At 58.2% G+C, this 14971-nt stretch carries 13 protein-coding genes; 10 read left to right on the top strand and 3 right to left on the bottom strand.

Going from position 1 to position 14971, the window contains the following annotated elements; all coding sequences use genetic code 11:
• The first annotated feature begins 148 nt into the window (after positions 1-148).
• The 6 genes from AC3ITA_RS17965 to AC3ITA_RS17940 all read left to right on the top strand — a co-directional run bounded on the left by AC3ITA_RS17965 (position 149) and on the right by AC3ITA_RS17940 (position 7303).
• On the top strand, positions 149-1579 hold the full coding sequence (locus tag AC3ITA_RS17965; RefSeq protein ID WP_489278115.1) for an amino acid permease: 1431 nt from the start codon (positions 149-151) through the stop codon (positions 1577-1579).
• Positions 1580-1639: 60 nt separating this feature from the next.
• Positions 1640-2530, top strand: coding sequence for a LysR substrate-binding domain-containing protein (locus tag AC3ITA_RS17960; protein WP_095945810.1), 891 nt, complete (start codon positions 1640-1642; stop codon positions 2528-2530).
• Positions 2531-2546: 16 nt separating this feature from the next.
• Positions 2547-3926 (top strand): threonine synthase, encoded by a 1380-nt coding sequence (thrC, locus tag AC3ITA_RS17955; protein WP_095945809.1) that lies wholly within the window; start codon positions 2547-2549, stop codon positions 3924-3926.
• Positions 3927-3948: 22 nt separating this feature from the next.
• Positions 3949-4386: an Lrp/AsnC family transcriptional regulator gene (locus tag AC3ITA_RS17950; protein ID WP_008003746.1), complete on the top strand. Its 438-nt coding sequence runs from the start codon at positions 3949-3951 to the stop codon at positions 4384-4386.
• 449 nt (positions 4387-4835) lie between these two features.
• A complete protein-coding gene (locus AC3ITA_RS17945; RefSeq protein WP_489278114.1) occupies positions 4836-5885 on the top strand; it encodes a homoserine dehydrogenase in 1050 nt (349 codons plus the stop codon).
• A 5-nt stretch (positions 5886-5890) separates the two neighbouring features.
• The gene (locus AC3ITA_RS17940; RefSeq protein WP_095945806.1) at positions 5891-7303 is read left to right on the top strand and encodes an aldehyde dehydrogenase family protein; all 1413 of its coding nucleotides are present in this window, start codon (positions 5891-5893) and stop codon (positions 7301-7303) included.
• Between the two features lie 102 nt (positions 7304-7405).
• On the opposite strand, the gene AC3ITA_RS17935 is transcribed toward AC3ITA_RS17940, so the two are convergent.
• The 3 genes from AC3ITA_RS17935 to AC3ITA_RS17925 all read right to left on the bottom strand — a co-directional run bounded on the left by AC3ITA_RS17935 (position 7406) and on the right by AC3ITA_RS17925 (position 9494).
• Positions 7406-7948 (bottom strand): histidine phosphatase family protein, encoded by a 543-nt coding sequence (locus AC3ITA_RS17935; RefSeq protein WP_489278113.1) that lies wholly within the window; start codon positions 7946-7948, stop codon positions 7406-7408.
• Between the two features lie 79 nt (positions 7949-8027).
• Positions 8028-9071: an SDR family oxidoreductase gene (locus AC3ITA_RS17930; protein ID WP_489278112.1), complete on the bottom strand. Its 1044-nt coding sequence runs from the start codon at positions 9069-9071 to the stop codon at positions 8028-8030.
• A 3-nt stretch (positions 9072-9074) separates the two neighbouring features.
• Entirely contained in the window at positions 9075-9494 is a 420-nt protein-coding gene (locus tag AC3ITA_RS17925; protein ID WP_095945799.1) for a nuclear transport factor 2 family protein, read from the bottom strand.
• Between the two features lie 117 nt (positions 9495-9611).
• Here AC3ITA_RS17925 and AC3ITA_RS17920 point away from each other — a divergent pair, with 117 nt between their 5' ends.
• The 4 genes from AC3ITA_RS17920 to AC3ITA_RS17905 all read left to right on the top strand — a co-directional run bounded on the left by AC3ITA_RS17920 (position 9612) and on the right by AC3ITA_RS17905 (position 14966).
• Entirely contained in the window at positions 9612-10502 is an 891-nt protein-coding gene (locus AC3ITA_RS17920; RefSeq protein ID WP_489278110.1) for a LysR family transcriptional regulator, read from the top strand.
• Positions 10503-11130: 628 nt separating this feature from the next.
• Positions 11131-12588, top strand: coding sequence for a serralysin family metalloprotease (locus AC3ITA_RS17915; protein WP_095945797.1), 1458 nt, complete (start codon positions 11131-11133; stop codon positions 12586-12588).
• Between the two features lie 86 nt (positions 12589-12674).
• The gene (locus AC3ITA_RS17910) at positions 12675-13079 is read left to right on the top strand and encodes an AprI/Inh family metalloprotease inhibitor (RefSeq protein ID WP_489278107.1); all 405 of its coding nucleotides are present in this window, start codon (positions 12675-12677) and stop codon (positions 13077-13079) included.
• 111 nt (positions 13080-13190) lie between these two features.
• Positions 13191-14966 (top strand): type I secretion system permease/ATPase, encoded by a 1776-nt coding sequence (locus AC3ITA_RS17905; RefSeq protein ID WP_489278105.1) that lies wholly within the window; start codon positions 13191-13193, stop codon positions 14964-14966.
• Positions 14967-14971: the final 5 nt, after the last annotated feature.

Below are 14971 nucleotides of genomic sequence, written 5' to 3'. Positions count from 1 at the left end.
CGTTAGCGTTAAACCTCACTGCAAGGATGTGAGTGGGGCGTTCATGAAGTGGAATAATAATAAAACTTAGTGGCGATCTGTTTTTTCTCTGCCCAGTCAGTCATCGCAGACGTTAATCCGCGCCCTAATAACTTTCATGAGAGCAACCATGTCCATAAAAGAAGAACAACTTCACTTGCGTTCCGGTTTTAAACAGGAAATGCAAACACGGCATATCGTCATGTTGGCATTAGGTGGCGTCATCGGTACCGGGCTGTTTCTCACGTCTGGATATACGGTCAACCAAGCCGGTCCCCTGGGTGCGGTGATCGCCTACATCATCGGCGCGCTCATGGTTTACATGGTGATGATGTGCCTGGGCGAACTGGCGGTACAGATGCCGGAAACCGGTTCGTTCAGTACCTATGCCACCCGCTTTCTGGGGCCTGGTACCGGGTATACCGTCGCATGGCTGTATTGGCTGACCTGGACGGTGGCCATCGGTTCTGAATTCACCGCCGCCGGTATCTTGATGGTGCGTTGGTTCCCGGATACACCTGTATGGATCTGGAGTGCGTTGTTTGCAGGTCTGGTGTTTCTGACCAATGTGATTTCGGTGCGTTTGTTCGCTGAGACCGAGTTCTGGTTGTCTCTGGTTAAAGTGGTGACCGTCATCGTGTTTTTGATGATTGGCGGTGGCGCGATTCTCGGTTTGCTGCACATCGATCAGAGCCACAGCATCGGGTTGAGCAACTTCACTCGCGAAGGACTTTTTCCTACCGGCGTCATGCCGATCGCCATGACGTTATTGGCGGTGTCTTTTGCGTTCTCCGGTACTGAGTTGATCGGTATTGCCGCCGGGGAAACCAAGGACCCGCAACGCAACGTGCCGCGTGCCATCCGCACGACGGTGCTGCGCCTGGCGATCTTTTTCGTGGGGACCATTTTTGTCCTGGCAACACTATTGCCTCGAGAGCAGGCCGACCTGGTAGAGAGTCCATTCGTGACTGTGTTCACCTACATCGGGATTCCCTATTCGGCAGACATCATGAACTTTGTGATCATCAGTGCCTTGCTGTCGGCCGCCAACTCCGGTTTGTATGCCGCGTCACGGATGATCTGGACGCTGAGTGATCAGGGTCACCTGCCCAAGCAATTCTCGGCACTGACGCGTATGGGCACGCCGCTCAACGCGATTATCATCAGCATGGCGGGTGGGGCTGCCTCGTTGCTCAGCAGTGTGTTTGCCGCCGACACCATCTATCTGGCGCTGGTGTCGATCTCCGGATTGGCGGTGGTGGTGGTCTGGATGAGCATCGCCGCAAGCCAGATTGCTTTCCGCCGTCACTATGTGGCCAACGGCGGTGACATCCGCGACTTGAAATTCCGTGTCCGGGGTTATCCATGGGTGCCGTTGGGAGCGCTGGTCTGCTGCAGTCTGGCGTGTGTCGGGATTGCGTTCGATCCGGAGCAGCGAGTGGCGTTGTACTTCGGTTTGCCCTTCATCGCCTGGTGCTATTTCGTGTATTACATTACCCGCAAAAGCCGCGAGCGACGCTTGTCGGTTGCCCCCTTGGCACAACCGTCCGATGCGTTCTAGTCAGCGTCGACGGGATGGGCAAGCGTGCTCGGTGGAGGGGGCGTCCAAGAGGTTCAAGTCATGAAGCAAAAGACGCTACCCCCATTGAACTGGCTACGGGCATTCGAGGTGTCTGCCCGCTGTTTGAACTTCACCCATGCTGCCGAAGAACTGTTTTTGACCCAGGGCGCCGTCAGTCAACAGATCCGCCAACTGGAAAGCCACCTTGGAGTGGCACTGTTCAAGCGCTTGCCCCGTGGCTTGGGACTGACCGAGGAAGGCCAGGCTTATCTGCCGGTGGTGCAGGATGCGATCACGCGACTGGCCGTGGGGACCAACGAGATTTTTGGCCAGCACAAACGTCGGCCGATCAAGGTGCGTGGCAGCCTGGCGTTCTTCGTGCATTGGCTGGCACCCAAGCTGGCGGGGTTTAGCCAGGCGCATCCGCATGTCGATATCCGCTACATCAGCAATATCTGGGTCAAGGAACTGGACGGTGAGGATGACATGGAGATTCGCTGGGGCCACGGTCAATGGCCCGGCCTGGTGTCGCAGCGCCTGACCTGGGACACGTTGTTCCCGGTCTGCTCGCCGGACCTGATGGCAAGGTCGCCGCTGACGGTCCCGGCGGACGTGTCGCACCATCCGCTGTTGCATGTCCTGGGTTACGAAGAGGGTTGGGGATACTGGTTGAACATGGTCGGTGCGGACAGCGTCGACTCCTCGACCGGCATGCAGTTCGACACATTGATTTCCACTTTGCGCATGGCCGAGTTAGGGCAGGGGATCGCCCTGGCGCGGTCCTCGATGGTGGAGGAGATGCTTCAGGACGGACGGTTGGTCGAACCCTTTACTCAGCGTATCGAAGCCAGCGAGTCTTTTTACCTTGTGCGCGGTTCCGGGGCCGAGCAGCACCCCGACGCGGTGATGTTTTCCACCTGGCTGGTCGAGCAGGCACATCGTTTCAAATGAATGGCCGGAGCCAACCATGCGTTATGTGAGTACCCGAAATTCGGCCGTGCAGGTCGACTTCGAACAGGTCGTATTGTCTGGCATTGCCCAGGACGGAGGGCTGTTCGTACCGCTGGAACTGCCGCTGTTTGAAGCGCAGGACATCGCCAACTGGTCGACCTTGCCCTATGACGAACTGGCCTACAGGGTGATCAGTCCGTTCGTGGGGGAGGCGATCTGCGAAACAGACCTCAAGCGCCTGCTCAAAGAGGCGGGCAGCCAATTCCGCCATCGATCCCTTGCACCTTTGCATCAGGTCGATCGTAACGAGTGGGTGCTGGAGCTGTTCCACGGACCGACTCGCTCCTCGAAAGATTTCGCCGCGCAGTTGCAGGCGCGGCTGGTGCCGTATTTTCTGCGCAAGCGCGGGCGTCGCGGGGTGGTGATCGGTGCCACCAACGGCGATACCGGGCTGGCGGCCATCGAGGCGTTCAAGCACTGCGAGGACACCTCTGTGGTGGTGTTTTACCCAGAGAAGGGCGTACCCCTGGACCAACTCCAGCATCTGCAAGCAGCGGCGCACCCAAGGGTTCATCAGTTTGCAGTGAATGGCAGCTTCGACGAGTGCCAGACCATCGTCACCCGACTGTTCCGACAATGGCCGAATACGCAGCACGAGGCGATCAGTTTCAACTCCAGTAACTGGGTCAGTGTGTTGGCGCAACTGGTGTTCTACTTCCACGCCGTGTTGCAATTGGGAGGCGGCCAGCGACCGATTGGTTTCAGCGTACCGGCGGCGAGTTTTGCCGAGGTGTATGCCGGCTACATCGCGCAAAAAATGGGCCTGCCGATCACCCAGATGATTGTTGCGACCAACCAGAACGACGCGTTGCATCAGTTGTTCCAGAAGAACCACTACAGCAGGTCACGCGCCAACAAGACGCTTTCGCCTGCCATGGACCTGTCGATCTTTTCCAATCTGGAACGCTTCCTTTGGGAGCTCTACGGGCATGACGACCAGGCGGTGTGTGCGCTGATGGAGGGGTTCGAGTCCAGCGGCGAGATGGTCATCGCCAACGAGTTCTGGTTGCAGGCGCGGATGATCATCGACTCCTATGCGGTCAGTGATGAGCAGACGCTGACGGAAATCACCTCGCTGTATCGCGACACGGGATACGCCATCGATCCGCACACGGCCACTGGCGTGCTGGCCGCCAGGTTGTATCGGCGAAGCCTGGTGGCGCCCATGGTGACCCTGGGGGAAATCTCACCGGTCAAGTCGGCGGCACTGCTTGGCGAGTTGGGCATCAGTGTGGCGGGGCTGCACCCTGAGGTCGCGATGCAAGGACAGGCGCAGGTTTACCGGATTCAACCGGACGACCTCGATACCATCCATGAGCTGCTCGGCGCGCTGTGAAGGCGCGACAACAGGAGGCCAAGTGAAGCGAATTCTGGACCCTCTCGATGAACACATCATCGCTGAACTACAGCTCAATGCCAGGGCTGCACACGCCGAACTGGCGGCCAAGGTCAATCTGTCACGCAATGCTGTGCGCCAACGTATAGAAAGACTCGAGCGCGACGGGGTCATACAGGGATATACGGTACGCACGGGGGAGGGGCGACAAGCCACGTCGAACATCAACGCGGTGATTTTCGTCTACCGCTACGACCGGATGCGGGGTGCGGAAGTGCTGCAAGCGTTGCGGGCCATTCCGGAAGTCATCCAGTGCGATGTCATGAGCGGCGAGTTCGACCTGATGCTGCGGGTGGGCGCTGCGAGCCCGCAGCGGGTACACAAGGTCTGGACTGAAATTGCCGCGTTGCCCGGAGTGGAAAATACCGTGACTTCCTTTGTGCTGTCGTCTGTCGTGTAGCCATTTTTCGTACCGCTAAAAGCCAACCGGTGTTGGCTTTTTTGCGTGCGCCCGATGGCTTCCAGGGCGCACAAGCCGGCGGACTCTGGCGTACCTGTAGGCAACGACGCAAGGCGTTGTAGCTTTCATCGAGTAACACTGACAGGCGTTGAACAGGCCCTATCTATAGGCCCAAAACCTGTAGGAGCGAGCTTGCTCGCGATGGTCGTCAACGATAACGCTGAAAGCCTGACACCCCGCGGCGTTCTCCGGTTTTTCGCGAGCAAGCTCGCTCCTACAGGGGGGATGTGGTGGTCAAGATTGGTCCGCCTCCTACCCGATTCCGAAGCTCTGTCCTGACACTGGTCAAAACGCCCACAAAATAGAGCAAATTGGCCTATTTCACTGCCTTGGGCCCAGCCCTAACCTAGTGCCCAACAACCCATCCCCCGGATCAAGGGCATAACAAAATGACTGAATACAAATTGGCGCTGGTTGGCTTTGGTGGTGTTAACCGGGCATTGGCTCAGCTGATTGCCGATCGTAACGAACAGTGGAAAACAGAACTGGGTTTCACCCTGAAAATCGTCGGTGTGACTGACTTGTTTCTCGGCTCGGTGATTGGCCGCGAAGGGCTGGATGCCAATGCGCTCGCCCAATTGCCGGCAGTCAAAGGTGCATTGGCGCAACTGTCGGGTGGCGACGTCACAGCCCTCAATGAAGCGGTGATCAAGGATTCCGGTGCGGACATTATTGTTGAAGCCACCTTCACCAACCCGGTGGACGGAGAACCGGCGACGACGTTCTGTCGTTGGGCGCTGGAGGGCGGCCAGCATGTCGTCACCACCAACAAGGGCCCGATCGCCTTGCACGGCGCCGAGCTCAAGGCACTGGCTCGACGCAAGCATGTCGCCTTTGAATACGAAGGCTCGGTCATGAGCGGAACGCCGGTTATTCGACTGGCCCGGCAGGCGCTGGCAGGCAGCTCCATTGTCGGTTTTGAAGGCATTCTAAACGGCACGTCCAACTTCGTGCTCACCAGCATGGAAGGCGGCCTGGGGTTTGCCGAGGCCGTTGCCAAGGCTCAGGCGCTGGGTTATGCCGAAGCCGACCCGACGGCGGATGTCGAGGGTCATGACGTACGCCTCAAGGTGGTGATCCTGGCGAATGAACTGCTGGACGCGAAGCTGACGGTCAGCGACGTCACATGCAGCGGCATTTCGTCCCTCAGCCTTGGCGATATCGAAAAAGCCCGGCAGGACGGTGCTCGCTGGAAGCTGATCGGGTCGGCGATGCGCCACGCCGACGGCTCGATCAGTGCCAGTGTCGAACCGCGGCTGTTGAACAACGACCATCCGCTGGCCAGTGTCGGTGGCGCGACCAACGCGGTGTCATTTACTTCCGAACTGCTTGGTGCGGTGACGGTTTCGGGGCCTGGAGCCGGGCGCACGGAAACAGCGTTTGCGTTGCTCTCGGACATCATCAGCATCCATCAATCCACTGCCCGCAACCAGGAGTAAACCCTGTGAAATTATCGCGCCTGGTTCTGGATATCGTAGAGCCGCCCATTGAAGTCTTTAACGCCTATGACGGTTCCGTCATCGGCAGCGTAACGAATGTCTGTGCCTCGCAAGTTCCGCAGTTGTTGGAGACAGGACGCAGTGGTGCACGAGCGTGCGCCGCGTTGGCACGTCATCGTCGGGCTCGCATTCTTGAGCAAGCCGCAATCGACATCGAACGTGATGCCGGCGTGTTTGCCAGGCTGATTGTCGACGAGGCCGGAAAGACCCTCAAACAGGCGCAAAAGGAGGTCAAACGCTGCGTCAACACCCTCAAGCTGTCGGCCGAGGAGGCCAGGCGCAATGCCGGGGAGGTGGTGCCTTTCGACGCTTATGAAGGTTCCGAATCGCGTCAGGGCTGGTTTTCCCGTGAGCCTCTGGGTCTGATCGTTGCGATCACGCCGTACAACGATCCGTTGAACCTGGTGGCGCATAAACTCGGCCCGGCCATTGCCGGCGGTAACGCGGTGATTCTCAAACCCTCCGAGCTTGCGCCATTGTCGGCCATTAAACTGGTGTCTTATCTGGTCGCGGCAGGCTTGCCTGAATCAGTGGTCACAGTCGCCACCGGCGGCGCGGAACTGGGCAAGGCGTTGGTCGCCGCCCGTGAGGTGCGGATGATTTCCTTCACCGGCGGTTTCGTCACCGCAGAGCAGATCGCCCGCACGGCCGGGTTGAAGAAACTGACCATGGACCTGGGCGGCAATGCGCCGGTCATCGTCATGGGCGACTGTGACCTTGAGGCAGCTGTCGAGAGTTGCGTGTCCGGAGCCTTTTGGGCCGCGGGGCAGAACTGCGTAGGCACTCAGCGCTTGCTGATTCAGGCGTCGATTTATGAAGCGTTCCGGGAGCGTTTTGTCAGTCAGGCCCGTGCGCTTGTGGTCGGCGATCCATTGCTGGCCGACACCGATATCGGCCCCATGATTACGGCGCAAGCCGCGCAGAATGCCGAGCAAGTGGTGAACGAGGCCTTGCAAGAGGGCGCCACGTTGCTCTGCGGCCATCGGCGTGCAGGATCGTGCTACGCCGCCACCGTGTTGGAAAACGTCGATCACGCCAGTCGACTCTGGCGCAATGAGGTCTTCGCTCCGGTGGTGGTATTGCAGCTTTTCGAAACCTTCGATGAAGCCATCGCGTTGGCCAATGAACCCGAATACAGCCTGCATGCCGGGATCTTCACCAATGATCTGGCAACCGCGATGAGCGCCGCACGGAGGATCGAAGCCGGGGGAGTGATGATCAACGACTCTTCCGATTATCGCTTCGATGCGATGCCGTTTGGCGGTTCCAAGTACGGCAGCCTGGGCAGGGAAGGGGTGCGGTTTGCCTACGAGGAAATGACCCAACCCAAGGTGGTGTGCCTTAACACGTTGGGTTAGTCGATTCGCGGCAAATGGATCAGCTCGTATGGCATTGGGTCGGTTTGGTCACCGGCCCAATGCGCGATTTAACAGGCAACTCTGCCGACCCGTTGGCGCCTCTTACACACCGCCGTACCGCAACACGGTCGCACTCCAATACTGGTTGCCGGTACCTTTTTGGCGAGCCCATCCGTCGGCCACCAGTTGATTGGCGATCATTCGATTCATGATGCCATGACCGAGCAGCAGAACCGGTCCATCGCTGGCAAGGGACTGCAATCGTTTGGCTGCCACACTGGCGCGCATCCTCGCAGTGCCGGCGGATTCGACGTTGCGTGAGTAACCGCACAGCCATAAGACTCGAAGGATAAATGCCCAGGTAAACGGCGATAGCCTTGGCCGTTTCCAATGACCACAAGGCAGTTGTGCTTCGCAGAAAAGTGCGGCGACCAGTGCAGGCTTCAGGCCGAGCGCCTGGACGGAGGTCAGCGCACGAGGCGCGCTGCTTGAAACAATCACCGTGGCGGTTGCGGCGAGTTGCATGCTGGCAGGCGGGACCGGGTGGTGGGTAATTTCGGATCGGTTGTATTGCTCGATCCAGTCTTTCATCTCGAGCGCTGAGATTTTGTCGGTTGCGGCCAGTTTTGGCTGGCCGTGACGCATCAGGATTATTTCCCTGTTCACAAATTTACGTCCTTGTTCTGGCGTGTGGTAAATGACCAGGAAGTGCGGTCTCGGGAACTCAAGGTACGCCTCGCGTGCCAGCACTGTGCTTTTCAAACCAGCCGTGATCGCGGTACCACGCCACGGTGTCAGTGATTGTCAGCTCCAGCGCCCGGAAACTCAGGCCAAGCTCCTGCTCGCTCTTTCGGTGGTTGAAGCAGGTGCGCTCCTCCTCTCGTATCAACAGGCGCAACGTAGCCATGCTTAGCAGAATGGGCTTGCCGGTCAGGCGCGCATAGATCTCCTGCACAGCCGCCAAAGTGTATAGAAAGGGCAGCGGTAGTTGTCGAACGGGCGTCTTGACGCCAGCGATACGTCCTAGAACAGGGACCAGCTGACCCATCGTCATATGCCGGCCCGCCGCGAGATAGCGCTCACCTCGTCGGCCGTGTTTGGCGGCAGCAATCAGCGCCCATGCCACATCACGGGCATCGACAACGGAGAAGCTGCCAGGGATCAGCCCGGGCAACTTGCCGTTCACGACATCGTTGACCAATTGTCCCGAGGAGGTTGGGCCAATGTCGGCAGGACCCCACATCCAGCCGGGCAGGACCATGCAGGCATGCATCTCGGGATGTGCTTCCAGGAACGACAGGACGACACGGTCGGCGAGGATCTTGCTGCGGTAGTAGTCATCCGCGTCGGCATCGGCCCGCAGGCATGTCTCATCGATGGACGCGCCAGGTGCGCCGTCGAGCACGGCGATGGAAGACGTATGGACGAACCGTCGTATACCGGCGCGCCAGGCCTGGTGAATCAGGTCCCGTGTACCGGCGACATTGATCTTTTCGAGTTCTTTCCAGTGGCTGCCACCCTTGTAGTTGTCGCGAAAGAACGCCGCGGTGTGAAACACCGTATCGCAACCTTGCAGCGATGCCGCGAATGCGTCGACATCGGCCATGTCGCCCACGACCAGCTCCACCCCCGGCAGATCGTTGAACTGCTGTTCACCTTTGGCTCTTGAGCGGACCAGGCCTTTGACCGTGTAGCCACGAGCGACCAATTCACGCACCAGGTTGTTGCCCAGCAAGCCGGTTGCTCCAGTAACAAATGCGCTACGCATGGCTCAATCCTCACCCTGTTCGGCTAACGGCATCAACACCGCACTGTCGAAGTAGACCTCTTCACGGATGGCCAGTCCGTCTTTGAAGGTGAAGTGTGCGGCGTAGTGCACGGCAATATGGCGTCCATGGGGTGCAATCACCCGGCCTGGCAGCACCAGGGGTGCGGCGAAGGTGCCGGTCAGTAAGGCCGTCAGCGCCAAAAGATCGTCAGCGACCATGAATGGGGTGAAGGCCACCTGGGCATCGGGGAACGCGTAGAACAGCGCAGTCTCTCTTTTGCGCATGGCGTCGCGACCGGTTTGAATCCCCATGCCGTCGAGGTAGATGAAGTCTTCGCTAACCAACGCAAGCATCGCCTCCACATCACGGCAATTGAAGGCGCTTGAGGCGCGTTGCGCATAGTCGTTGGGGCCAGTCGTCATTACAGTCCATTCCATTCGTTTCGAGGGCCTGTAGATATACCTTTGAGGCCTCTGCCGAAAAACAGCGACTACTGCATAATGGATTTGCACATATGCAGACCAGGGAGGAAAGGACGCATGGCATTGCAAGCAAATTGGGACGATCTTCGTCTGCTGTTGGCAGTCTCGCGGCGTGGCAGCTTCCTTCAAGCTGGCCAGTTGCTGGGTATTGCGGCGTCTACCGTGTCCCGCCGCCTGACCCAACTTGAGGTCGCACTGGGCGAGCCGCTCGTCGAGCGGGGCGTTGAAGGATGCTGGTTGACCTCGCGGGGTCAATCCCTCGTGGAAGTTGCCCAGGCGGCGGAAGCGGGCTTGAGGCGTCAAACCGCTGCTGGCGTCTTATCCGAGCTACACACAGAGCTGTCTGGCAGTGTCCTGGTCAGTGCAGGTGAGGGGTTCTCGTCTTGTGTGCTGGAAGCCGCGAGTCGTTTCACTTCTGTACACCCGCGTTGCTCGGTGGAGCTGATGGTCACCGCCGACTTTCACAAGATCGTCCGCGGCGTGGCAGACATAGCTGTACGTACAGCTCATCTGGGTGAGCCGTCGCTGATTTATCGACCCATAGGCCGGCTCGCCTACGGCGTCTTCGCTGATGCAGGTTATCTGAAGCGGTTTCCAGGGGTGACCCCGGCCACTGCACTCAATATTGCCTTGCTTCCCCCGCTGGACATGTTGCCGCAAATGCGTGCGGCAAAAGCCGGTGGTCTGGACCGCGCGCAGATCAGCGTGAACTCGTTCGCCGTGCAGCTCGAATCGGTGAGGCGAGGCATGGGGGTGGCCGTACTGCCCCGTATAGTGGCGAAGGATCTGATCGGGTTGTTCCCGGATCTCCACCTTCCGGATATGGAAGTCTATCTGGTGACCCGGCCTCAGGCATTAAAACAGGCCCACATCAAAGGTTTTTTTGCCATCCTGGAGCAGGTGTTGCTCGAAGCCCTGTCCATGGAAAATGTCGAAGGTTACCTCTGAGGGGGTGATCCGTGAGTATCGGAACAATAACGATCTCTACTGCGTACGGGTCTCCGTGCAATAGACTGGGTTTTGCGATGAGCGTGGAGCGCTTATCAAATACCCACTCAAAGGGTGAGCACATGAGCCGTACCGGTCATATCTGCCTGATGGGAGCCGTTGCACAGTCATTCGTGCGCATTGGGTGTAATGCAGTGTAAGGCAGTGCGCAAAACCCGCCACATCCAGGGTGAAATGAGGGGTTCGCAAGGTGTTGGATAGAACACCACCGAGATAACTCACTAAACGTTTAATCCAATGAAAAGAGTGTGCGGGCACATCTAGAATAAATGTGAGAAGTGCGAAGTAGTCTACAAAATAAATTTACCATTATTTAATAATTAAATTGTCGATTGTCAGACAATTATTCCGCTCCGCCTATTTTTTAGATAACAGAGCCTACATCACGCCTATTGTTTTCGGGCATTTGCTTGGGCAACACAATTTGACGTCAAAAAAGTAGTAGACGTTTGATTTCGAATTGTGTCAGTTTTCTTTCGCCTTCAATGGGCGAGTGATAAGGCAATCTCGCCAGAGATTGTCGCTATCTGACAAAAACTGTTCCATAGCTAAACAAGGAAGTGTGTTTATGTCGAAAGTAAAAGTCCACGCTATTGATTCCGCCGAACAGGCATTCCAGCCATTGCAAGCATTGGCTGTAGCCAGTTCGGCTTTCAACCAGATCAATAGCTTCAGCCATCAATATGATCGAGGTGGCAACCTCACGGTCAATGGCAAACCCTCGTTCTCCGTCGACCAAGCCGCCACCCAATTGCTGCGCGACGGTGCTGCCTACCAGGACAAGGACGGCAGCGGCAAAATCGAACTCACCTATACGTTCCTGACCTCGGCCTCGTCGAGCACCCTGTACAAGCACGGGATTACCGGGTTCAGTCAGTTCAGCGCGCAACAGAAAGCCCAGGCTGTGCTCGCCATGCAATCCTGGGCGGACGTGGCCAATGTCACCTTCACTGACAAGACTGCCGGCGGCGATGGTCACATGACCTTCGGTAACTACAGCGGCGGCCAGGATGGCGCAGCGGCGTTTGCTTACCTGCCTGGCACGGGCGCCGGTTATGACGGAACTTCCTGGTACCTGATCAACAGCAGCTACACGCCCAACAAGACCCCGGACCTGAATAACTATGGCCGGCAAACCCTGACCCACGAAATCGGTCACTCCCTGGGCCTGGCCCACCCTGGCGACTACAACGCCGGCGAAGGCGCGCCGACCTACAACGACGCGTCCTACGGGCAAGACACCCGCGGCTACAGCGTCATGAGCTACTGGAGTGAAAGTAATACCAGTCAGAACTTCAGCAAGGGTGGCGTCGAAGCCTATTCGTCCGGCCCGCTGATGGACGATATCGCAGCCATTCAGAAGCTCTACGGCGCCAACACCACGCTCCGTACCGGCGACACCACCTACGGCTTCAATTCCAACGCCGGACGCGATTTCCTCAGCGCGTCTTCATCGTCGGATAAAGTGGTGTTCTCGGTGTGGGACGCGGGCGGCAAGGATACTCTGGATTTCTCCGGTTTCACCCAGAACCAGAAGATCAACCTCAATGAAGCCTCGTTCTCCGACGTTGGCGGCATGGTGGGTAACGTCTCCATTGCCAAGGGCGTCACTGTCGAGAACGCTATCGGCGGTTCGGGCAGCGACCTGCTGATCGGCAACAACCTGTCCAACGAGCTGAAGGGCGGTGCCGGCAACGACATTCTTTACGGCGCTGGTGGTGCGGACAAGTTGTGGGGCGGCGTCGGCTCGGACACTTTCGTGTTCGCGGCCAGCAGCGACTCGAAACCCGGTGCGGTCGACCAGATCCTCGATTTTGTCAGCGGCCTGGACAAAATCGACCTGACCGGCATCACCAACGGCGCAGGCCTGCATTTTGTCAGTGCATTCACCGGTGCGGCAGGCGATGCGGTGTTGAGCAATTCGGGCGGTAACAGCCTGTTGTCGGTGGACTTCTCCGGGCATGGCGTGGCTGACTTCCTGGTCAGCACCGTGGGCCAGGCGGCGTACTCTGACATCGCGGCGTGATGTGACGTGAGAAAGGAGGACGGCGCTTCATGCGCCGCCCTCTGTCCTCGCTGCGAACAAAGTTACGGTGGGGAGTAAAACGTCCTATGACGCAACGCGTCTTTACCTGCAAAAAAAGCGTATGGCTTTCGGCGACGTTGATGATGTTTTTTGGAGATGTAACCATGGCAAACAGCCTGAAATTAGCGGACCCGTCGGAACTCGCCGGAAAATGGCAAGTCCGGGAAGGCTCGTCCGCGTTGTTGCAGGACCGAAAGTCAAATGGTTGCCTGATTGAATTGAAACTGGACCATACGCTGGGCGGGCAACTCGATTGTATGGTGCGCTGGCTGGGGCAGGCTCCCTCCGGCTGGTTTCCCGAGCCGGACGGGATTGCGTTGACTAACCATGAAGGTTCGAAAACAGCATTTTTCAGTCGACAGAAGAGTGAGTTTTATAAGCTGACATTGCCTGTTGGATTCAATGTGTCGCTGCAGCGAGCACCAGAGTAAAAGCATCAGGTCAAGTTGGCGGCCCAATGCCTCTATCTAAAAAGCGGGTCTGTTCGTTTAACGAATGGCGTAATGGGTTGTGCCTGTGAGTAATCAACTCAAGGAAGATTAATGAAGATGGCGAAGACCACTCCTGCTGCACCGCTAGTTCGAGCGCTTGGTGATTACAAGGGTATTTTGATTAGCGTCGCCAGTTTCACCGCACTGATCAATATTCTGATGTTAGTGCCCTCTATTTACATGCTTCAGGTCTATGATCGGGTCTTGTCTTCGCAAAATGAAACGACATTGGCCATGTTGTCGCTGATGGTTGTCGGGTTCTTTGCCTTTATCGGTTTGCTGGAAGTTATTCGCAGCTTTATCGTCATCCGTATTGGCAGTCAGTTGGAGCGGCGCTTCAACCTGCGGGTCTATCAGGCGGCTTTCGAACGTAATCTTTTCAAGGGCGAGGGTAACGCAGGGCAGGCATTGGGCGACCTGACGCACATCCGTCAGTTTGTCACCGGCCCGGCGTTGTTTGCCTTCTTCGATGCGCCTTGGTTTCCGGTCTACCTGTTCGTGATCTATCTGTTCAACGTCTGGCTCGGGGTCTTTGCCACGGCGGGTGCGGTGCTGCTGCTCGGGCTGGCCTGGCTCAATGAGGCGATGACCAAAAATCCCTTGGGCGAAGCGGCGGGTTTTTCCCAGAAGTCCAGCCAACTGGCCACCAGTCACCTGCATAACGCCGAAACCATCCAGGCCATGGGCATGCTGGGGGCTTTGCGCAACCGCTGGTTCCAGGTGCATTCAGCTTTCCTCGGCCTGCAGAACCAGGCCAGTGACACGGGTGCCGTTATCAGCTCCTTGAGCAAAACCCTGCGCCTGTGTCTGCAATCCCTGGTACTGGGCCTTGGCGCCTTGCTGGTGATCAAGGGCGACATGACTGCCGGGATGATGATTGCAGGTTCCATCCTGATGGGCCGCGTCCTGAGCCCCATCGATCAGTTGATCGCCGTGTGGAAACAGTGGAGCGGCGCCAAACTCGCTTACCGCCGTCTCGATGCCTTGTTGCAAGCGTTTCCACCGAGTGACGAAGCCATGGCGCTGCCGGCGCCGAAGGGCCAGATCAGTTTCGAGCAAGTCAGCGCAAGTCCTCCGGGGCAACGTGCGGCGACCCTGCATATGGTCAATTTCAGCCTCGCTGCGGGGGAGGTGCTGGGGGTGCTCGGCGCTTCGGGTTCCGGCAAGTCGACATTGGCCCGGGTGCTGGTCGGTGTCTGGCCGACCCTCGGCGGTACGGTGCGGCTCGACGGTGCGGATATCCATCGCTGGAACCGCGACGACCTCGGTCCCTACATCGGGTATCTGCCACAGGACATCGAATTGTTCAGCGGCAGCATCGCGCAAAACATCGCGCGGTTCCGCGAAGCCGATGCACATAAAGTCGTTGAAGCCGCGCAGCAGGCCGGCGTCCATGAACTGATCCTGCGTTTGCCCCAGGGCTACGACACCGTACTCGGCGAGGACGGCAGCGGTTTGTCCGGTGGGCAGAAACAACGCGTGGCGCTGGCCCGTGCGCTGTATGGCCAACCGAGCCTGGTGGTGCTGGATGAACCGAACTCCAACCTCGACACCGTGGGCGAAGCGGCCCTGGCCGGTGCGATCGCACAAATGAAGGCCCAGGGCACCAGCGTGATTCTGGTCACCCATCGCTCCTGCGCGCTGGCCCAGGCCGACAAGCTGCTGGTGCTCAATGACGGTCGCTTGCAGGCATTCGGCCCGAGCCAGGAGGTACTCAAGGCACTTTCCGGCGCCCAGGAACAGCAACGTGAAAAAGCTGCACAGACGCCGGGCGGGCTCAGCATGAGCCGGCAGTATCAGCCCACGACAAGGAACTCGGGTGTATGAGCCGC

The organism is Pseudomonas sp. GL_090 (genome assembly GCF_057837765.1).
Note: the sequence above shows the minus strand (reverse complement) of the source record. Positions and strands in the feature narration are given on the sequence as shown.